This window comes from Vibrio sp. YT-15 (assembly GCF_033337445.1).
Lineage (GTDB): Bacteria > Pseudomonadota > Gammaproteobacteria > Enterobacterales > Vibrionaceae > Vibrio > Vibrio alginolyticus.
Genome location: NZ_JAWOQR010000007.1, coordinates 204,731 through 227,270 on the forward strand (window position 1 = coordinate 204,731; position 22,540 = coordinate 227,270).

General features: G+C 44.2%; 13 protein-coding genes. 9 read left to right on the top strand and 4 right to left on the bottom strand.

The features are described from left to right. Nucleotides 1-3 precede the first annotated feature (3 nt). From R7D93_RS15440 to R7D93_RS15455, 4 genes are all read left to right on the top strand, one after another. The gene (locus R7D93_RS15440; protein WP_005377402.1) at nt 4-1,209 is read left to right on the top strand and encodes an amino acid ABC transporter permease; all 1,206 of its coding nucleotides are present in this window, start codon (nt 4-6) and stop codon (nt 1,207-1,209) included. A 1-nt stretch (nt 1,210) separates the two neighbouring features. Continuing rightward, a complete protein-coding gene (locus tag R7D93_RS15445; protein WP_213868706.1) occupies nt 1,211-2,308 on the top strand; it encodes an amino acid ABC transporter permease in 1,098 nt (365 codons plus the stop codon). Between the two features lie 23 nt (nt 2,309-2,331). Then, nucleotides 2,332-3,081, top strand: a complete 750-nt coding sequence (locus R7D93_RS15450) for an amino acid ABC transporter ATP-binding protein (protein WP_005377400.1) — start codon at nt 2,332-2,334, stop codon at nt 3,079-3,081. Nucleotides 3,082-3,330: 249 nt separating this feature from the next. After that, nucleotides 3,331-3,993, top strand: coding sequence for a Bax inhibitor-1/YccA family protein (locus tag R7D93_RS15455; RefSeq protein ID WP_025766607.1), 663 nt, complete (start codon nt 3,331-3,333; stop codon nt 3,991-3,993). A gap of 76 nt (nt 3,994-4,069) precedes the next feature. Here R7D93_RS15455 and R7D93_RS15460 read toward each other — a convergent pair whose 3' ends face one another. Further along, complete coding sequence (locus R7D93_RS15460; protein WP_005377398.1) at nt 4,070-4,444, bottom strand: chromosome partitioning protein ParB; 375 nt, start codon at nt 4,442-4,444, stop codon at nt 4,070-4,072. A 908-nt stretch (nt 4,445-5,352) separates the two neighbouring features. On the opposite strand from R7D93_RS15460, the gene R7D93_RS15465 reads away from it, so the two are divergent. Then, entirely contained in the window at nt 5,353-5,682 is a 330-nt protein-coding gene (locus R7D93_RS15465) for a TusE/DsrC/DsvC family sulfur relay protein (RefSeq protein ID WP_005377396.1), read from the top strand. 2 nt (nt 5,683-5,684) lie between these two features. Here R7D93_RS15465 and yccX read toward each other — a convergent pair whose 3' ends face one another. Beyond that, a complete protein-coding gene (gene yccX, locus R7D93_RS15470; RefSeq protein ID WP_213973163.1) occupies nt 5,685-5,957 on the bottom strand; it encodes an acylphosphatase in 273 nt (90 codons plus the stop codon). Nucleotides 5,958-6,047: 90 nt separating this feature from the next. Between yccX and R7D93_RS15475 the strand changes: the two genes are divergently transcribed. After that, nucleotides 6,048-7,451 (top strand): methyl-accepting chemotaxis protein, encoded by a 1,404-nt coding sequence (locus tag R7D93_RS15475; protein WP_017821867.1) that lies wholly within the window; start codon nt 6,048-6,050, stop codon nt 7,449-7,451. A gap of 161 nt (nt 7,452-7,612) precedes the next feature. Beyond that, a complete protein-coding gene (locus R7D93_RS15480; protein ID WP_225496894.1) occupies nt 7,613-8,806 on the top strand; it encodes a class I SAM-dependent methyltransferase in 1,194 nt (397 codons plus the stop codon). A 70-nt stretch (nt 8,807-8,876) separates the two neighbouring features. Here the strand turns inward: R7D93_RS15480 and R7D93_RS15485 are convergent, their stop codons facing one another. Continuing rightward, nucleotides 8,877-15,410: a Calx-beta domain-containing protein gene (locus tag R7D93_RS15485; protein WP_213868702.1), complete on the bottom strand. Its 6,534-nt coding sequence runs from the start codon at nt 15,408-15,410 to the stop codon at nt 8,877-8,879. A 401-nt stretch (nt 15,411-15,811) separates the two neighbouring features. Between R7D93_RS15485 and R7D93_RS15490 the strand changes: the two genes are divergently transcribed. Continuing rightward, on the top strand, nt 15,812-17,128 hold the full coding sequence (locus R7D93_RS15490) for a TolC family outer membrane protein (protein WP_005389970.1): 1,317 nt from the start codon (nt 15,812-15,814) through the stop codon (nt 17,126-17,128). A 2-nt stretch (nt 17,129-17,130) separates the two neighbouring features. After that, the gene (locus R7D93_RS15495; protein WP_031781371.1) at nt 17,131-17,745 is read left to right on the top strand and encodes an OmpA family protein; all 615 of its coding nucleotides are present in this window, start codon (nt 17,131-17,133) and stop codon (nt 17,743-17,745) included. An 88-nt stretch (nt 17,746-17,833) separates the two neighbouring features. On the opposite strand, the gene R7D93_RS15500 is transcribed toward R7D93_RS15495, so the two are convergent. Then, nucleotides 17,834-22,525, bottom strand: coding sequence for a tandem-95 repeat protein (locus tag R7D93_RS15500; protein ID WP_405537687.1), 4,692 nt, complete (start codon nt 22,523-22,525; stop codon nt 17,834-17,836). Nucleotides 22,526-22,540 lie beyond the last annotated feature (15 nt).

Here is a 22,540-nt window from a genome sequence, read left to right on the forward strand (position 1 = left end):
TGTATGAAACCGACACAAGATGCATCGCCAAGTACGATGTCCAAACCAAGCGGAAGCAAGAGCCTGATTTATAATCCTGCCTTTCGTTCTGCTATTTTCCAGATCATTGCCATTGCTGCACTGGTATTTTTCTTTTACACGATTGTAAACAACGCTCTCAATAACTTAGATGCTCGTGGTATTGCAACGGGCTTCGGTTTTCTGAATCAAGAAGCCGGGTTTGGTATTGGGTTAACATTAATTGAATACGATGAAACGTACTCTTACGGTAGAACATTTATCATCGGCCTTCTTAATACGGCGTTAGTCTCCGTATTAGGTATTATTCTGGCTACTGTGATTGGCTTTACCATGGGGGTTGCCCGCCTTTCTTCTAACTGGTTAGTTAGTCGTTTAGCGGCAGTTTATATCGAAACTTTCCGAAATATCCCCCTTCTTCTGCAAATATTCTTCTGGTATTTCGCTGTTCTTCAAGCATTACCCTCACCACGCCAAAGCTTAAGTCTTGGTGAAGCTATTTTCCTGAACGTTCGTGGCTTATATTTCCCTGCACCGACTATGGAACCTGGCAGTAGCTACGTTATTGCCGCGTTAATCTTCGGGGTAATCGCAAGCTTATTAATTAATGTATGGGCGAATAATAAGCAACGTCTCACCGGGCAACAAACCCCAATGGGAAGAATAGTTTTGGGTTTAGTTGTTGGCCTTCCATTGGTTGTGTACTTCCTTGCTGGTATGCCAATTTCACTGAATTATCCTGAACTAAAAGGGTTTAACTTCCGAGGTGGTATTAGCATTATTCCTGAATTGGCTGCGCTACTTTTGGCATTGAGTGTTTATACAGCTTCTTTCATTGCTGAGATTGTGCGCTCTGGTATTAATGCGGTTAGCCATGGTCAAACCGAAGCAGCGATGTCGCTAGGCTTACCACGCTCGAAAACTTTAAAGCTTGTTGTCATTCCTCAAGCGTTACGAATTATTATTCCACCTTTAACCAGTCAATATCTCAACCTCACCAAAAACTCATCGTTAGCGATGGCGATTGGTTACCCAGATCTTGTCTCTGTGTTTGCTGGTACTACCCTGAACCAAACGGGACAAGCGATTGAGATCATTGCGATGACGATGGGCGTGTACTTGACATTAAGTCTGATTACGTCTGCATTAATGAACTTGTATAACCGTAAAGTCGCGCTGGTGGAGAGATAATATGAGTACTCATCAATTTCAACCGGATCTCCCACCACCCGCCAATACTGTAGGCTTCGTTGGTTGGATGCGGAAAAATCTATTTAATGGCCTTATCAATTCCATTGTTACTGTCATTCTTGCGTATATTGTCGTAACTGCAATATGGTATATCGTGGATTGGGCGTTTATTAACGCAGACTGGATTGGCTCAACGCGTGACGACTGTAGCCGAGATGGTGCTTGCTGGGTATTTATCAGCGTGCGCTGGGAGCAGTTCATGTATGGTTTTTATCCAGAGTCCGAACTTTGGCGCCCTCGCCTTTTCTATATCACATTGGCCATATTTACTGTTTTACTCGCGTATGAGAAGACACCGAAACGGATGTGGATTTGGCTTTTCTTCGTAAACATCTACCCATTCATCATCGCAGGGCTGTTGTACGGGGGTGTCTTTGGACTAGAAGTGGTCGATACACACAAATGGGGTGGATTACTCGTTACGCTCATTATTGCGTTAGTTGGTATCGTAGTTTCACTGCCAATTGGTGTGGTACTTGCGCTTGGTAGACGTTCAGAGATGCCGATCATTCGCAGCATTTGTACCGTCTACATTGAAGTTTGGCGTGGCGTTCCTCTGATTACGGTTTTGTTCATGGCTTCGGTTATGCTTCCATTGTTTATGTCTGAAGGCTCAGAGACAGATAAACTGATTCGCGCCCTTATAGGTGTGGTTATGTTTGCCTCCGCTTACATGGCAGAAGTGGTACGCGGTGGTCTACAAGCCATTCCGAAAGGTCAATATGAAGCCGCTGATGCGCTTGGGTTAAGTTACTGGAAAAAGACTGGGCTTATTATCTTGCCACAGGCGCTAAAGATTACTATTCCTTCTATCGTGAACACCTTCATCGGTTTGTTTAAAGACACCAGTTTGGTACTCATCATTGGTATGTTTGACGTACTCGGTATAGGGCAAGCAGCAAACACCGACCCTGAATGGTTAGGTTTTGCTACAGAAAGTTATGTATTTGTCGCGTTAGTGTTTTGGGTATTTTGTTTTGGCATGTCGCGCTACTCGATATGGCTTGAAAACAAACTTCATACCGGTCACAAACGATAACTCATCAAGATCAAGGACGTATTATGACGCAACAACAAGATTACATGATCCAATTGAAGGACATGAATAAATGGTATGGTGAGTTTCACGTACTAAAAAATATTAACCTCGACGTTAAGCGCGGGGAGAAAATCGTTATCTGTGGCCCATCTGGGTCGGGAAAATCAACGATGATTCGCTGTATTAACCGCCTTGAAGAGCACCAAGCAGGCAGCATTTACGTCTCTGGTACGGAATTAACTGAAGACTTAAAGAACATTGAAGCAGTACGCCGAGAAGTGGGCATGTGCTTTCAACACTTTAATCTCTTCCCTCATTTAACCGTACTGGAAAACTGTACGCTCGCGCCTATCTGGGTGAAGAAGATGCCAAAAGATGAGGCAGAAGCCGTTGCGATGAAATATCTGGAACGTGTTAAAATTCCAGACCAAGCGGAGAAGTATCCCGGTCAGTTGTCTGGTGGTCAGCAACAACGCGTGGCGATTGCTCGCTCTTTGTGTATGAACCCTAAAGTCATGCTTTTTGATGAGCCAACATCTGCACTCGACCCGGAAATGGTTCGCGAAGTACTGGATGTAATGGTCGAACTCGCCGAGGAAGGCATGACTATGCTATGTGTGACACATGAAATGGGCTTTGCTAAAGAAGTTGCCGATCGCGTGATATTCATGGACGCAGGAGAGATCATCGAAGAAAACAACCCGGTCGACTTCTTTGAGAATCCTCAATCGGATAGGACCCAAAACTTCCTAGCGCAAATCTTACACCACTAAGATTTAGCCGAATCGACATAAAAAAGCACTGGTTTCTATGAAGCCAGTGCTTTTTGTTACTAAATTCAAAAATCTGTGTAAGAATCAACATAGCTATGCTAAGCAGTAATATTGTGTTACAAGTTGCCAAATACATAACATCTTATTTCTATTATTATTTTATCTAAGTTACGTATGGTTAGGGCTTGATTTTTTGAACTTTCAATCCCATAAATGTACTTAAAAGAAAGTCTCTTATCGAGGAAGATTATGAACAGTCCAATGTTTACCCGCACTTCAACTCAAGAAAGTGCTCTACAAACGAACAAAGTATTGCGTAATACTTACGCTCTACTTTCAATGACACTTTTATGGTCGGCAGTCGTTGCTGGCGTTGCAATGGCATTTAACCTTCCACATCCAGGTATCATCCTAATGCTGGTTGGTTTCTACGGCCTATTATTCTTAACAGAAAAAAACCGTAACAACAGTCTTGGCCTTGTGTTTACGTTCCTATTTACTGGCTTCTTAGGTTACACCGTTGGCCCTATTCTAAACATGTACATCGGTGCAGGCATGGGCGATATCGTATTAACCGCACTCGGTGGTACGGCACTATCTTTCATGGCAGCATCGGCATACGCACTAACAACGAAACGTGACCTATCGATGATGGGTGGCTTAATGCTATCACTATTTGTTGTGCTGGTTGTGGGCATGATTGCAAGCTTCTTTATTCAATCAACCCTGTTACACTTGGCGTTGAGCAGCTTGTTTATCATTTTCTCTACTATGGCGATCCTGATGACAACACAAAGCATTATTCGTGGCGGTGAAACAAACTATATCTCTGCGACAGTAACTTTGTATGTATCAATCTACAACATCTTCATCAGCCTACTAAGCATTCTAGGTATTATGAACGACGATTAATCGTTTCTCGTTAAGTAGAATCAAAAAGCCCGAAGGTAATTCCTTCGGGCTTTTTCTTTGTGTGCAATTCAGTGTATTACGCCTGCTCTACTGACAACTCGATAACTTCGTCAGCTTCTGGGTTTTCTCTAAAGCGTCTCACTTTGATCGTTTCCTCTCCTAACATGATTTGCTTGGCGATTCGGTGCATACCGTCAAAAACACGATAGTCACTGGTTAAGATTACCGGATACGACAAATCAGCATTGTTGATTCGTTGGCAATGTTTTGCAATTTCGCGGCAGGTTGGCTGTGGCCCTTCATGACTAAACCAAGTCACTTCATTTGGGCCTTTGATATCATCAATCGAAATTTCTTCTACAGGTAAGGATTCTGCAAGTTGCCAAATACGCTCGATGGACCAAGTGGATTTTACATTGTCATTAATCTCAATGTAACGTTGTTTCGACATGACTAACTCCTTGTCATCATTGTTGTTTCTAACCTGAATACAGGCTTTCATTAATCCAATGAGAATATCGGTCTATGAAAACAAACACAACGTTTAAGCTATTAATTCTCAAACAATCGCTATATCGCTTGTATGAGCGCTTTATAATCACCTCTCTCAGTTTGTAAACTGATTTCAGGGTATAACTTGTCTTAATTCAAACCGCGACTTCGCAATCGCTCATCGACTGATGACAAGAAGCAAAATACTCCAAACGCAACCCACCAATAACCGAACATCTTGAGCGCGGGCAACCAGACTACTGATTTACCAGCTACGCTAAAAAATATGTAGGCCGACATCATCGGTGTCACTAACATGACTCCCCAAGTCAAAAAAAGTAACGGCCCATAGATGTACTGCAACCAAGCATACTTCGGTTTTATAGGATTATGTTTTACAAATCCCGTCAGACATAGAAAAGAGAAAATGCTAAAGCATGCTTGCAGTACCGCCCATCCAATGGAAACGAAAAGATTCGACCACTCCATACACTCCTGAATTGCTCCGTGTTGTTGTTAAGCATGGGTGAACATAACGATTTTTTTCAATTTATTCTTTTGATTTAAAACTAGTTTATATTCGTTGTGATCGACTTATCTAAAACAATAAATATAACTGACAAATCAATCACACCAAGTGAATTGCATAACAATGCAAAACCACCGATATCAACCCCGAAAATTTTCTAACAACACGAATAAAAAAACAAATTTATGCTTAAAATATAATTTAAGAGTATTCAGTTATAGGCCACTACTTTGTACGCTTTTGCTTCGCTCGGCACTACTTCGAGATTCTTTTGTTGAGAACATTCTCGGCTGTCGCTAATCTATAAACATCCATGTTTACTTAACGGATAAAACGTTATGTTCGTTTACAACGGCAAAGAAATTGAAACGGATGCTCAAGGCTACTTATTGGATCATACTCAATGGGAAGAAGGTATGATTGAGCTTTTAGCAAAAGAAGAAGACATCGAGCTTACGGATGCTCATTTGGAAGTTGTGCATTTTGTGCGAGACTTTTATGAAGAGTTTAATACCTCCCCTGCAGTGCGTATGCTTGTGAAAGCGATGGAAAAAGCACACGGCCCGGAAAAAGGTAACAGTAAGTATCTATTCAAGCTGTTTAAAAAGGGACCAGCCAAACAAGCAACCAAATTAGCCGGCCTACCAAAGCCAGCTAAATGCTTGTAGATTCATAAAATTTTAAAACCGCGTAACGGCTTATACGACGAAGGCTCCTGCATCACATGCTCTACTGTTGCCGTTCGCGGTCCTTCTTGTAACCATTCCGAAAACGCAACTATTTGCGCGTCTGTTCCACACGCCATCACTTCAACATCGCCATTGTTTAGGTTCTTCGCATAACCTGTTAACCCTAGCTTCAATCCTTGATGGGAAGTATGGTAACGAAAGCCGACGCCTTGAACGTGACCTTTTACTATAAATCTCTCACACTTTACGTTCATCTTTGTACCGCTTCTTTTTACTGAGTGATATATTCTTTTCGTCTATTCACCCCACTAAGGATAGTGGGTTTTTGCACGGTTATTATAATTATGAAAGAAATTCCATTCCGCTGGATTGATAAGTATCTCATTCACTTAAAGATTCAAGAAAAGTTCTATTTGCTCTTCGTTCTCCCTCTTCTTGCTTTAGTCATTCTCACTCTCGTCCTTAATAGCGCGGCTAATACACTGATCTCAAGTATGTACCAAGAAGAGCTCATGCTTATGAAAGGTCTGATAGAGGCAGGCAACCTTTCTCAATCTCAAGTAGCAAGCCTCATAGCGGGTTCAGAAACCGTTTCTATTGGCTCTGGTTCGCAATCCGTGTCTGTTTTAAATGGTGCGTACAGTTTGGTTGCGAACCATGAACTTTCTTTATGGACTGCCCTATCAACGACTCAAGTGAGCATCATCTGTGTGAGCTTGTTTATTCTCGCTCTTGGCGTTTACTACATCATGACGTTTATTGGCGGCGCGATGTTCACGATGAACAAAGCATTAAACACCCTTGCGGGTGGCGACTTAACCGCGAGAATGAACTTCTTCCCTGTTCGCGACGAGTTTAGTGAAATTGCTATTACGATAGACAAAGTTGCAGAACGAGAGCAACAAATGGTGCTGTCGATTCAAGAGTCTGTGGCGTTAATGCAACAAATTAGCTCAGACCTGAATCAATCGATTCATCACAGTTCAGATATTTCAGCGACTCAGCAGGAACACCTCAACTCTCTTGCGAGTGCAACTGAACAGATGGCATCAACGATTCGAGAAGTCGCGACACTAGCTCACGATTCAAGCACGCAAACCGATGATGCGCGAAACGTGGCTCAGTCTGGACAAGTGAAAGTTGAGAATACGCTTCACTCGATTTCGAACCTTTCTAATGAGATTCAATCTGCGTCTCAAGCCGTTGCCGAGTTAGATGCCAATGCAGCACAAATTGATGAAGTCGTGACAACCATCAATGGGATCTCCGAGCAAACCAACCTACTTGCTCTGAACGCGGCTATTGAAGCTGCACGTGCTGGAGAACAAGGTCGTGGATTTGCTGTCGTTGCGGATGAGGTTCGCGCTCTTGCGGGACGCACTCAGCAAGCGACAGTTGAAATCCAAACGATGATTGAATCGTTACAGCGTAACAGCCAGTCGCTTACTAAGCTGATGGAAGTGACAGTTAATAATGCAAATGAGGGACAAAACCTCATGACGGAAGTGAATCACGAAATCGGCTCTTTGGCAGATAAAAATCAAACTATCTCCGACAGTAGCATTCAAATTGCAACAGCAGCTGAAGAGCAAGGTGTAGTCGCGGACAATATCGCCTCAAGCGTTGAAGAGATTCGAGTTCAAGCAGATAACGTGTGCAATATGATAAGCACGACTTCACAAAACGTTGATCAACTGCGTAAGCAAAGCGACACCATGGAAGCACTACTTACTGGACTTAAAGCATAGCAACGGAATCTGTTACAGCAAATTCAAATAAAAGGGTCACTTTAGTGACCTTTTTTGTATTTAAAAGTCACTACAATGTACTGGATTGCCGAGGGATATTGCTTTTACCATTCACATCCCGGACAATACGCCCCTTTCAAAATTCAACAAGAGCTAATGAAATGAAAGCTGCTATCTATTTGGTTAAAGGTCGTGAGAAATCGGTCAAGCGCAAGCACCCTTGGATCTTCTCTCGAGGCATCAACAAAGTTGAGGGCGAACCTGCTCTTGGCGAAACGGTTGATGTATTCACTCACGACGGTAAATGGCTAGCTAAAGCGGCATATTCGCCAGCTTCACAAATTCGTGCTCGTATTTGGAGTTTTGATAAAGAAGAAATCGACACCGCGTTTTTCGTTAAACGACTTAAAGACGCACAACTTCTTCGTGAAGACATTATCGAACGTGATGGCCTTACGGGTTATCGCCTTATCGCAGCAGAGTCTGACGGCTTACCAGGCGTTACGATCGACCGTTACCAAAATTTCTTTGTGTGCCAACTTCTCAGTGCTGGCGCAGAACACAATAAGCAGGCTATTGTTGACGCTCTGGTTGAGTGCTTCCCTGATTGTAATGTGTACGAGCGCTCTGACGTGGCCGTTCGTAAAAAAGAAGGTTTAAAAGAGATCACGGGCGTCTTGCACGGCGAAGAGCCACCTAAATCGGTCGTCATCGAAGAAAATGGCGTAAAGATTAGTGTAGATATCGTTGGCGGACACAAAACAGGTTTCTACCTAGATCAACGTGATAGTCGCCAGCAAGCGATGAAATATATGAAAGGCAAAGAAGTTCTTAACTGCTTCTCTTACACAGGTGGCTTCGGACTTTACGCTCTAAAAGGTGATGCAAAGCGTGTGATTAACGCTGACGTGTCACAACCTGCTTTAGATACCGCAAAATTCAACGCAGAACTAAACGAGTTTGATATTTCGAAGAAGCGTGCCGTGTTCCTAAATGCAGACGTGTTTAAGCTGCTTCGTGAGTATCGTGATCAAGGAACTCAGTTCGATGTTGTGATCATGGACCCACCGAAGTTCGCAGAGAGCAAAGCACAACTAAACGGCGCATGTCGTGGTTACAAAGACATCAACATGCTTGCAATGCAAATTCTAAAACCGGGCGGCACGCTACTGACCTACTCGTGCTCTGGCTTGATGGATCAAGTTCTGTTCCAGAAAATCATCGCTGATGCAGCCGTAGACGCTAACCGCCAAGTAAAGTTTGTGGAGCGTTTTGAGCAAGCCGCTGACCACCCAACCGATACAGCATATCCAGAAGGTTTCTACTTAAAAGGTTTTGCATGTAAAGTGCTTTAATTATTGCCTGAACTTACTGCATTACTAAATGAAAAACGGAGCTTTCGCTCCGTTTTTCATTTTGAATCATTTACTCTCGTAATTGTTCAAGATTAGAAATCAAACTATTAGCGATATCAGAAGCAGAAGCTCCGTCAAAATTAACCTCCAACTGTTGTCCATCTTTATTGATGGTCAGAGTTGAGTTACCTCCACTTTCAGTCACCGCCACCGTGATATCATCCACGCTTCCGTGATAATCGCCCGAGCCGAGATCATCAAGTAATGTGGAAATATCAGTACCACTCATATCATCAAATACATCGGTAAAATCGAGCTGATCCCCGTCACTGAAATCCGTCACGGTGTCAGTTGCGGATTGCATCTCTGTCCACTTGAAGATGTCATCACCTCCGCCACCAGTCAAAATATCATTACCTAGACCACCAATTAGAATATCATTACCATCGGTGCCTACAAGAACATCATCTTGGTCTGTTCCCATGATGATATTAGGCTCTTGCTGTAACGAAGCAGTCTGTGTACCGAAAGCGGTCACTGTTTCAAAAGAGACATTGTTAAAATCAATATCAACGGTTGCAGTGGTATCGCTTTCTAAACCATCTGAGTCAATCGCTTTGTAATCAAACGAGTCGTTTACATTATTAAAACTTGTAATCTGAGTACCAACTAGAGTAAAGCTGGCTTTATCACTTGAACTGTCTGTTTCAGGGAACAAGCGAATCTCATCAAAACTGCCATTACTTAGCGATACGTCAGCGTAACCTTCTTGATTACCAGTAAATACGATGTCACTGGTCTGTATGGTTTGTATATCAACGAGAGTATCGCCCATATAAAAGTATGCTTGAATCCAAGCGCCGCCACTGTTAAACCTATCATTCAAGCTTGCTAGGTTTAACCTTGCTTCTTTAGCTTCAAGCCCTTCATCTAATTCAATGGCAATGAACTCACTCGTACTAATTTCATCCCCTTGGCCAGTTTCGCCCGGTGACACTACAACTAAACCTACCTGCTGAGCGGCAAAGTCAACCTTGATTTGAGCATTATTGATAAAGTCACCATTACCATCAATGGTTCCTCCAAAGAAACTTAAACCGTTAACATCGACTGAATCGGCAATGAAGTCTTTAGAAAATTCATCGAGTAAATCTTGGGAATCAAAGCTTTGCTCATCAAAGAAATCTTCCGTTAGTGCATATCTGACTTCCGTAGTTTCTGGAATCACATCACCAATGTCCAATATGACTTCATTGTTCTGATCATCCAAGTAATAGAGATAGCCATAGTCTGGAAGCGTCGTGACACAGATGCTCGTTTCTTTATCATCTTGAAGATCAAAGTCATCTTCAAAGTCTTGCGCATGTGGTGCAAAGTCAATTAAAGCGTCTCCTCCCACACTAAGGTCAACCGAAATGCCAAAGTCTTCTACTGTCGGAGGTGTATTGTCATCATCAATAATCGTACCAAGGCCTGACGCTGCAGGTGATTGCCCTTGAATCGAACCAGTTAAAACAAAGTTTTCTGAAGATTCATAAATCTGGTCTTCAACAGTGTTTACCGTAACACTAAAGTTAGTATCACTCGCAGGTACGGAGACATCAAACGTTCCATCAGGGTTTACCGCAATAACTTCCGTCGTGTTATCAGCATAAGTAATGGTCACACTCGTAGCGTTAAAATCATCTCCAGCGACAGCGGTTCCGTCTAAGAGAGACATACTAACCATAATCGCAACCGCACTTGCATTACTCAGTGTAACGTTAAATTTCGCATCGTTACCTTCCACCACTTGAATATCCGTAATTTCAGTGACAGTTGGTATGTCTGCATCATCGTTAATCGTTACGGTACCGACCGCAGCAGTTGTTTGCACAGCAGTGGCACCGGATAATGTAAAGTTCTCATCACCCTCATAAATATCATCGTTTAACGTCACCATAGTAACGCTAAATGTTGTGTCTAAAGCTGGTACAATGACATCAAACGTACCATCTGGGTTCACTGAAATAACGTCGGTACTACTATCAGCGTAGGTAACGGTTACTGTCGTATTTGTATAATCCGAACCTCCTTCAGCTGTCCCATTTGCTAATGTCATATTAACAACGGTGTTTGTGGTACTTGCATTGCTTAAAGTGACTTCAAGCGTTGCCAGCTCACCTTCACTAACTATGGCATCCGTAATCGCTGCTACAGTCGGTCGGTCATCATCAGGATCTGGTCCTGGGCCACTACCATCATCAACAATAGTACCGGTACCAATCACAGAGCCAACTTGGTTATCAGTGTTACCTGATAACGTAAAGGTTTCAGGTCCTTCGAATAAGTCATCATCTGTTGTACTTACAGAAACACTATAAGTCGTATCATTTGCGGGCACATCGACAATAAAGCTGCCATCTGGATTTACCGTAACGACTTCTATGCCGCCACTCTCATAAGTAATTGTTACTGAAGTATCGGTGTAATCCACACCGCCTTCTGCTGATCCGTCAGTCAGCATCATATTGACAATGGTGTTGGTGGTGCTTTCATTACTCAACGTTACATCTAGTGTTGCAATATCACCTTCGTTTACCGTTGTAGAGGTAATCGCTGCAACTGTTGGGCGATCGTCATCTGGATCAGGTCCTGGCCCCGAACCATCATCAAGAAGAGTCCCTGTACCCATTGCAGATGTAATTTGAGTGGCAGTTTTACCCGAGAGTGTTAAAGTCTCTGCGCCTTCGAATAGGTCATCATCAATAGTATTGACTGTGACGCTGAATGAGACGTCGTTCGCGGGAACTGAAACATCAAATGTTCCGTTTGCGTTGACAGTAATGACATCTGTTGAGTTATCCGCATAGGTAACTGTAACCGATGTATTAATGTAGTCTATGCCCCCCTCTGCGCTACCATCAGCGAGCACCATATTGACCAAACTTTCACTATCACTAGGGTTACTTAAAGTAACATCAAAAATGATAGGTTCACCTTCATTAACCACTTCACTAGAAATAGAGGCAACGCTGACTGTATCGTTATCAAGAATCGTTACCGTGCCTGTAACCGGAGTTGTTTGTATCTCGGTCTGTCCAATTAATGTGAAATTTTCATCGCTTTCGAACAGCTCATCGTCGGTGGTACTTATCACAACGTCAAAGGTCATATCACCAGCTGGTACGGACACATTAAATGTACCATCAGGGTTAACAGGGATAACGTCTGATGAACTATCTGCATAAGTAACAGTAACAGACGATTTGGTGTAATCTACCCCTCCCTCTGCTGTGCCATCATTAAGTGCCAGATTAACAAGAGTATCCGTAGTGCTTAGGTTACTCAAAGTGACAACCAACGTAGCAGACTCACCTTCGTTTACGGTTGTATCACTAATTGCCGCAACAACCGGACGGTCATCATCCGGATCGGGACCTGGACCACTACCGTCATCCACTATCGTCGCCGTACCCGTATCACTGCCTTGTACTGCGCCAATGCCAGTCACCGTCACACTGAAATCTTCAGGGCCTTCATAAACGGCGTCATCAATAGAAGCAATGCGCACATCAAATTCAGTCTGTCCGGCAGATACGGTCACCACGCCATCGTTTGGCACTGCAACCCAACCGCTTCCGGTGTTGTATTCTAAGGTGCCTAAGTCACCGGCTTCGGTATCGCCGAGATTAAGACCCAACTCTACTTGCGCTTCCGCTTCAGACGCGTTCGATAAGGTGACTGTGAAGTTCGCCGTATCACCTTCATTAATAATGCCAGCATCGGTAATAGTCACGCTCGGGCGGTCATCATCGGGATCAGGTCCTGGACCACTGCCGTCGTCCACTATCGTTGCTGTACCCGTATCGCTGCCTTGTACCGCCCCAATACCAGTCACCGTCACACTGAAATCTTCAGGACCTTCATAAACGGTGTCATCAATGGAAGCGATACGCACATCAAATTCGGTTTGCCCGGCAGGCACCGTCACCACACCATCATTTGGCACTGTGACCCAACCGCTTCCGGTGTTGTATTCTAGGGTGCCCAAATCTCCAACTTCGGTATCGCCAAGATTAAGACCCAGTTCCACCTGCGTTTCCGCTTCAGACGCGTTCGATAAGGTGACTTTGAAGTTAGCTGTTTCACCTTCATTAATGGTGCCAGCATCGGTAATAGTCACGCTTGGGCGGTCATCATCGGGATCAGGTCCTGGACCACTGCCGTCATCCACAATCGTTGCTGTACCCGTATCGCTGCCTTGTACCGCACCAATGCCAGTCACCGTCACACTGAAATCTTCAGGGCCTTCATAAACGGCGTCATCAATAGAAGCTATACGCACATCAAATTCGGTTTGCCCGGCTGGCACTGTCACCACACCATCATTTGGCACTGCAACCCAACCACTTCCCGTGTTGTATTCTAAGGTGCCCAAGTCACCGGCTTCGGTGTCACCTAAGTTGAGGCCAAGCTCGACTTGAACTGTAGACTCGGAGGCGTTCGACAACGTCACTTTGAAATTCGCTGTCTCACCCTCATTGATGGTGCCAGCATCGGTAATAGTTACATTCGGGCGGTCATCATCCGGATCGGGGCCTGGACCACTGCCGTCATCCACTATCGTTGCCGTACCGGTATCGCTGCCTTGCACTGCGCCAATGCCAGTCACCGTCACGCTGAAATCTTCTGGGCCTTCGTACACCGCGTCATCAATAGAAGCGATGCGCACATCAAACTCGGTTTGCCCTACTGGCACCGTCACCACGCCATCGTTTGGCACTGCAACCCAACCACTTCCCGTGTTGTATTCTAGGGTGCCCAAATCTCCAACTTCGGTATCACCAAAATTAAGACCCAGTTCCACCTGCGTTTCCGCTTCAGACGCGTTCGATAAGGTGACTTTGAAGTTCGCCGTATTCCCCTCATTGATGGTGCCAGCGTCTGAAATAGTCACGCTTGGACGGTCATCATCCGGATCAGGGCCCGGGCCACTGCCATCATCCACAATCGTTGCTGTGCCCGTATCACTGCCTTGCACCGCCCCGATGCCGGTTACTGTCACACTGAAATCTTCAGGGCCTTCATAAACGGCGTCATCAATGGAAGCGATACGCACATCAAATTCGGTTTGCTCGGCTGGCACGGTCACCACGCCATCATTTGGTACTGCAACCCAACCGCTTCCGGTGTTGTATTCTAAGGTACCTAAGTCACCGGCTTCGGTATCGCCAAGATTAAGACCCAGTTCCACCTGCGTTTCCGCTTCAGACGCGTTCGATAAGGTGACTTTGAAGTTAGCTGTTTCACCTTCATTAATGCTGCCAGCATCCGTAATAGTCACACTTGGGCGGTCATCGTCCGGATCTGGACCCGGACCACTGCCGTCATCCACTATCGTTGCCGTACCCGTATCGCTGCCTTGCACCGCGCCAATGCCAGTTACTGTCACACTGAAATCTTCAGGGCCTTCATAAACGGTGTCATCAATGGAAGCGATACGCACATCAAATTCGGTTTGCCCGGCAGGCACCGTCACCACACCATCATTTGGCACTGCAACCCAGCCACTTCCCGTGTTGTATTCTAAGAGACCTAAGTCACCGGCTTCGGTGTCACCTAAGTTGAGAGTCAGTTCAACCTCAACATCTATAGCTGATGGATTAGATAACGACACTTTAAAGCTAGCCGTTTCACCCTCATTAACTATCCCTGCATCGCTCATCGTTACCGTTGGGCGATCATCATCAGGACTTAAACCTGGCCCACTACCATCATCAACAATGGTTGCCACCCCGGTTGCAGGTGTATTTTGTTCTTCTGTTGTGCCAGAAAGCGTAAACGTTTCTGGGCCTTCGAATATAGAGTCATCTATAGAGTCGAGAGAAACCGTAAACCCGCTTTCACCTAATGGGACCGAGACTGTAAAAGTACCGTTATCATCAACCAAGATTTCTTCCGTTGTACCATCAGAAAATGTTATGAGAACACGCTCATTAACGTAGTCACTTCCGCTCTCGTCAGTTGAACCGCCAGTTGCGGTGCCATCAAGTAGCGACAAAGTGACATCAGTATTGTCCTCTGTTGCTTGGTTTAAAGTAATATCGAATACAACCTGATCACCTTCGTTGATAGTCGGACTGGATATTTCCTGAACAATTATCGTTGCAGGAATGGGGGTTGCTGTTGGTTCTGGTGGTTGTGTTTGGAGAATATCGAGTAGCGTCTCTACCTGAGTACTTGAAAATCCTGTTCCGTCAGTTCCCACTGTCTCAAAATTGGTACTAGCGAGTAATTCAGCACCTGTGCGATCTATAGCTCCCGTATTCTGTGGGCTAGACCCGTTTCCTTCACCTGCAGCAGGTTCAAACTCTTCACCCAGCTCAGTCGGGTCTTCCCCACTCGCAATTGCTTCAATTAACGCAGTGATATCATCAGTTACATTTATTGAACTTCCTTGTGGTGTCACCTGCTCGATAACAAGTTCAGAAGTATCTGATACTTCATCGATTATTAACTCTCCTGGTTGAGGTAGTTGACCCTGACCTAAAGTCCTAATCTCCCCGTCCAACCCGATAACGACAATGTTGCCCGCCAATGAGCTAAAAGTTACACGTTCCATATCTACCTCGCCCCACTTCAAACCAAGTCAAAAGTTTGTCACCCCTACATTTACGTCTATAGTTTAGTCAAAATCATCATATTTTCGTTGTATGTGTAGCTTGTAGGACGTTTGATAACTCTAGGGGCAGAGTTACAAAAAAGCGCAGAGTGACACAGGCCGTGAAACGCTATGATATTAAGAATTCAAGCTTTTCTCCGAGCTAAACTTGCTATGTTGCTAAGCAACATTCGACATATGTGCTAAGGTTTTAAAAGGCGAAATCTTGGATTTTTGAAACAAAAGCTTTGTTTTAACAGTAGGTTGATAAATCCCTTACTCAAGCACTGTTATTTATGATGTTTCGTCTCAGTTATGAGATGAAATAGCAAAAAGCAACACGAATTTTTAGGAGAAATACCGTGAAATGGAACCGACTAAATATTGCTTGCTGCTGTAGTTTAATGGTGTCTATACCCGTTTTCGGTCAAACTTTAGAGCAAGCCGTGGCATTGACGTTAAAAAACAACCCTGACATTAAGAGTGCATTTAATGAATTTACGAGCCGAAAATACGTAAATGAAGCATCTTCGGGTGCTTACTTGCCCTCTATTGATCTAGATGCGGGTATTGGGTATGAAGGATTAGACCCTTCTGACGAGGTGGGACGTGGAGATACAGATTACACTCGAAAAGAAGCATCGGTGACACTAACCCAACTTATCTGGGACGGCAGTGCGACTCTTAATGATATCGACCGAACTGCAGCGGATGCTGAATCAGTAAGATTTCAACTTTTGGCCGACGCATCGGATAAAGCACTTGAAGTCACCAAAGTGTATCTAGACGCTGTAAAAGCTTACGAAATACTCAAGCTGTCTGAAAACAACCTGGCTGTTCACAAAGATATCTACGATGACATTAAAAAACGAGTCAACTCGGGTATCGGCTCTACCGCTGACTTAACGCAAGTAGAAGCACGTTTGGCAAAAGCACACGGCAACTTAGCCGCTGCTCAAAATAACCTGTATGACTCTCACACGATGTTCACTCGTTTAGTCGGTCAAACACCGCAAGGGCTAATCTTTCCGAGAGCGGACCAAAACTTTATTCCGTACACAGTTGATGAAGCGGTAGGCTTGGCATTTGAACTGCATCCCGTTATTCAAGTGGCGCTCGCAGACGTAGACTCGGCTAAGTTTCAATACAAACAGTCTAAAGGTGTTAACTACCCAACCATTTCCATTGAAGCTTCGCAAACATGGCGTGACGACGCTGATGGTTTAAAAGGTCGCAGTGATGAGACACTTGCCATGCTGCGTCTACGCTACAACCTATTCAATGGCGGCAGTGATGCAGCGAACTCAGAAAACTTCGCCTACCAGCTAAATAAAGCAAAAGACTTGCGAGAAGGTGCCTATCGCAATGTTGAAGAAGGGTTAAGACTTTCTTGGAGTGCGCTTGATTTAACATTACAACAAAAAGAGTTTCTATCAGATCATGTAGACTCTGCGTCTGAGACCGTAATTGCTTACGAGAAGCAATATCGCATCGGTAAACGGACACTGCTTGATCTATTGAACACTGAAAACGAGCTCTTTGAGGCGCGTAAAGACTACTTAGATTCTAAATACGCAGAGCAGTACGCCAAATATCGAGTGATGAACGCAACAGGTCAACTGTTGAGTGCATTAAGGGTCGAAATGCCTAAAGAATGGCTAGAAGAAGTGGAGTATTAATTATGAAACACATAACTCTTATTGCACTCTCATTGATGATTTCGGCATGCAGCTCATCCGATAAAGGCGATGAGTATGATTACATCGATACGCCAATTGCCGATCAGTGGGCTGATCACATAGATGATGACTCAGACGGCGTTATTAACGAGCGCGATTTGTGTCCGGGTACCCCTTTAGGTGCCGAGATAGATAACGATGGTTGCGGCTCGTATGTCGACTCCTCACAAGAAATGCAAATTCGAGTCCTATTTGCGAACGATTCCGATGTTATCAACCCTATCTTTACGCAACAAATTCGTGAGTTGTCCGATTTCTTGAAAGAGTACCCAAATACGTCTATCGAGATTCAGGGCTATGCTAGTCGCACTGGTACTGCAGAACACAATCTCGACTTATCCAAGCGCCGGGCTGAGAACGTTAGAAAAGAACTCATGACGAATGGTATTAGTGGGGATAGAGTTACCATTGTGGGCTATGGAGACACAGTGCTTGCAACACAAGGCACTGACCAAGTGAGTCACGCGCTAAACCGTCGAGTAACCGCAACAGTGATTGGTCACAAGGGCGAAGTTAAGAAAGAGTGGACCGTTTTCACTACACTTCCAAAAAGCTAACACAACCATAAACAGAACGTAAAAATAAAAGGTCTAGCAAATTGCTAGACCTTTTTTGATTTTTAATTTTACCTAAATGGTAACGCCACTACATATCTTTGTATTGCGCCTCTAAACTTGCAATCAAGCTTTGAGTCACATCATCAACGCTTGCACCGTCAAAATGGATGTCTAATGTCGAGCTACCTTTTGTAATACTCAGGTTTGTCTCAGAGCTACCATCTGGTGCTACTTCTACGTGATACTCTCCGACATCACCAGTATGATCACCTGATTGAAGATCATTAAGAAGCTCTCCAATTTCATCTTTAGATAAGTCATCAAAGAGATCAGAGAAGTCTAGAGTGTCTTCATCTTTATTGAAGTCAGTGACAGTGTCGCGTTCATTGGACACATCAATCCATTTAAAGATGTCTTCACCGTCCCCCCCTGTCAAAATATCATTGCCGAAACCACCAATTAAAATATCATTGTCTGCACCACCGAACAGCTTGTCGTCACCACCTTGTCCAAACAAAATATCATCTCCTGAACCACCAGAGATGGTGTCTGCTTGGTCGTAATAACGAGACTGTTCAAATTCTGCTTGGTTTTCAGTAATGTAGTGATGAACTTCTTCTTTGGTAACTAACGAAACATCCTTACCTAGTTGAGAAGCTACGTAGTTTTGTAGCGCGGAAACTCCTTGCTCACCATCGACGTCGAAACGCATGGCATCACCAAAAATAATGTCATTTCCATCAAGGCTGTTAATCTCATCTTTGCCTTGCATCAATGAAACTTCCTTACCAAGGATCACTTCTGCTAGTTGGTTTACATCTATGTTAGCTCTTACTACACCATCAGAGTCGAAGTTTTCTAACGAATCTTCATCTAAGTAGCGACCAAGACCTATCGAACGAACCTCACTAAATTCAGCCAATGCTTGATATGCGTTATTCGCTTGAGATAGAACATTATTTCCATAATCATCATAGACATATGAGTTAAGCATTCTCCCCACCTGTTCACCAGTAGAGAGCGAATACACCGCCCCGCGAAAATCTATGATTGTTTTATTGTTGTATGTGACTGTATCACCAAACCTGTAATCACTTGGCAAAACATCCGCTAGCGTCACTAACTTTTGTTCTGACACGCCAAGTACGACACCCTCCCAACCACTAAACCAACTCGTATTGTTATCCGTAGCTTGGTTTGGTTGACCATCAGATATGAAATAACTTAGGTTTGTTGCGCCACTATCGGCATTAGCAAACCAGTCTAGTGCAGATTGGAACCCGGCTTCATAATTTGTATTACCATCACCGATTTGTAAAATTGCATCCAATGTAGACTCTATTTGCGATGTTGCGTTGTCAGCACTCAAATCTAATTCAAGTATCTGAGAGCTCCCAGTAGCAAATGTGGTCAATAAAACGTTCACTTTGCCCGAATGAGGGCCACTAGCACTTTCGGTAAGAGTATTCAGCACTGTTTTTAGCTCACCTAGCGCTAGACCAACGTCGTAACCCATGCTGCCTGATGTATCGAGCATAAAAGCAATGTTGTAGTCCTGCCCCTCGACAATCTGTAATCCTTGAACATCGCCAACAATCACATCATTGCTATCAGATCCAGCTATCTTGTTATCACCATGCGTACCGGAAACAAAATCATAATCTCGAACTGAAACAGAAGCCGTGTCCGTTCCCATTTGAGTATTGTTATTAACTTCAACACTTCCTGCCGTCGCTGTTACATCAAAATCTAACGAACCATTGTAATCGGCTGGTACAGTAATCGTACCGCTTAGTTGATGACTGGTTTGATTTGGTTCACTTGAAAGGTCAACCGTGTAAGAACCATCGCTGTTTTCAGTAACCGTTTTGCCATTCACCTCTAATGTTAGCCCTGAAGGAATTCCCGTTAAGGTGACGCTATCGTTAATGAATGACTCACTGCCATCCACATCGATAAGATCAAGGCTCAGCTCAAAAGAGACTTGCTGCTCTGTAAGTACAACATACTCTCCTGTGTTGTTATTTAGCTTGATAATGGCATCTTGGAAGATAAGTTGTTCAATTTCATAAAGGTGGTCACCCGACTCTTTATGAGTGCTCGAAACAACATCTTTTGTATCAATAAATCGGCTATCTTCGACAATCCAATACGGGACCTCTGAGTGGTCAGATGCAGGGTAATAGTTGAAGTTGTAATCAGACAACTTGCCAGAGTAAACAACTGTGTCCGTCTCCGCTTGATCATCTAATGAACCAATACCGCCATAGATAGAATCATTACCTCCTCCAGTCACAAAGATATCACTGCCTTGAGCATCAACGTTCGCGCCTGCTTGTTGATCTCCGACAAAGCTCAGTGGCGATTCAGTGTCACCGCTTAGCATTAAGTCATTACCAACATGTCCGTTATTAAACGTTTGTGTCACCACATGTTCAAAGTCAAGCCCTGGTAAATTACTTGCCTCAAGCAGATCTTTAAGTTCTTCGTCTGTAGACCAGCTTCCGCCTAGTGTCACAGGTACAGACGTTACTGGACTGAAAGTAAGGTCAATCTTAATTGGGTCCGCGACAGGCTCTATGTCGATACTCAACGTACCTGAAGCAGAAGAATTGCCATCACTAACAGTGAAATGAATCTGCTCGTAAGTATCCAAGCCGTTCCCAACACCGTCTTTATCGAAAACATTTGCACCAGATTCATGTTCAGCAGGAACATAACGAACAAGACCATTTTCGATATCAGAAGCGAGCACACTTCCAGAAACCGCTTCCCAACCATCAGAACCTTTCACTTGCAGTGAGCCATTTAGAGCAGAAGTGTCAAACTCAACACTTATACTACTATCAACGATGCCTAAATGTTCTAGTGTTATAACAATAGCTTCGTCTTCTAATCCGGAAATTTCGTTGCTTTGAACTGCTGGCGGAACATCATTATCATCAATATAGCCAACGCCAGATACATCTCCGACTTTAATCACAAGACTCTCTGTTGATTCAACCAACTGATCATCAATACTTGGAATGGTAATCTCAAAGCCATTCACTCCGGCTGGAACAATAAGGTATCCGCCCAAATACTTCACGCCATTAGTAAAAGTTGCGTTCGACAAATCAATGTCTTGAGAGCTCACACTAGAACCCTCTGCAGAGAAATCCACTTGATACTTAACGGTCTGATCTGTCGCGTTATTTAGAGAAACAGAAAACGTGACATCGTCACCCTCAACAACAGTAACACCTGCAATGCTCTCCACCACAGGTCCATTTTCCGCAACATTACCATCTAGTATTTCGTTAACGATATTGACCGTAGACGGATCACTAACTCCACTTTCAGAATCGACTGCCACATATCCAAAGCTATCTCCGGCAGGAATACCTTCTACATAACGTAACTCCCAGTTCCCTTCATTTTTCGTAGAAAAATCTAACTGAGTAATGACCGAACCTTCAGGAAGAGCTAGTTCTTGCCCAAAACCAACGCTTGTTTCTTGGAATAGCATGAAGTTGCCTTCAGGCTTCAAGAACTCGAACGTTTGAGTCTGTTCGATATTATTTGAATCTAAATACGTAACCGTAATAAGCGCAGCGTTGTCATCACCGTAATCAAACAATCCACCTAATCCATCTAAGCCAAGGTTTACGCTGCCCACAGGGTTATTAGACAAATCGATCGTAATTGTCTCGCCTTTCTCAATACCCTGCCCATCATTGTCAGCAATACCGCTTCCGATATGTGACACTTGGCGGTTGTATTGAGCAAGTTCACCACTATCAGAAGATATAGTGATGGAGGAACCATTAACTAAATGCTCAGTACGGGAGTGTGATGGACCTCCGCCCTCACTTAGCCCCCAATTATTGAAATCTGTTGTAGACTCGGAACTATTTGGTGTATCTGGGCGATCCTTGATACCTAATAAGAAACCCACATTATCAGCTTCATAATAAAGGCTATCTTTTTCATAAAGAGTGTCACTGACTTCTTTTATTTCATGCAGTTCACCGTTGTTATCTCTGAAGAACAATGTTCCTGAGGTCGGTAGTTCAGTAATCCGCACGTGCAAATCGTTGCCATTTAAGTCATCTTCAATATCCGCTATATGATCCTGAGAGTCGCCATCACCTAAAGGTTTCGTATCAGTATCAAATACAACTTGCGTCAAAGGCTTGTCAGTAACATGCGTAAAGTCCTCACTGTCAGGCCTGTCATTCACTGGTGTGACATCGACGTTCACCGTGGTGGACTCCGATACCCCACCGGACGTGACGATGTAGGTGAAGCTGTCTGCCCCGTGGAAGTTGTCGTTTGGCGTGTAAGTGACGCTGCCATCCGGGTTGACCGAGACCGTGCCGTTGGCTGGACCGTGATTGGTATCGAGCGACACCACTTTGTCGTCGCCTTCGAACGTGTCGTTATCTAAGACCTTAATGATGGTTGGCGTATCTTCCACAACCGTCGCTTTATCTGCCACGATGTCCGCCACTGGCGCTACGGTGAAGTTCACCGTTTGGCTAACGCTTTCGCCGCTTGGATCGGTAGCCGTAAAGGTCAACGCTTCTGAGCCGTTCCAGTCTGCCGTTGGGCTAATGGTCGCGATGCCATTTTCAATCGACACCAACACGTTGCTGTTGCCAGAGACGCTAAACGTTAACTCGCCATCCACGTTATCCACATCGCTGAAAGCAGTATTTAGATCGATGCTGTATGGGGTGAAATCTTCCGCCAAGGTTTGGTCTGCAATGCTACTTTCAACCACAGGCGTGTCGTTCACCGCATTTACGGTGAC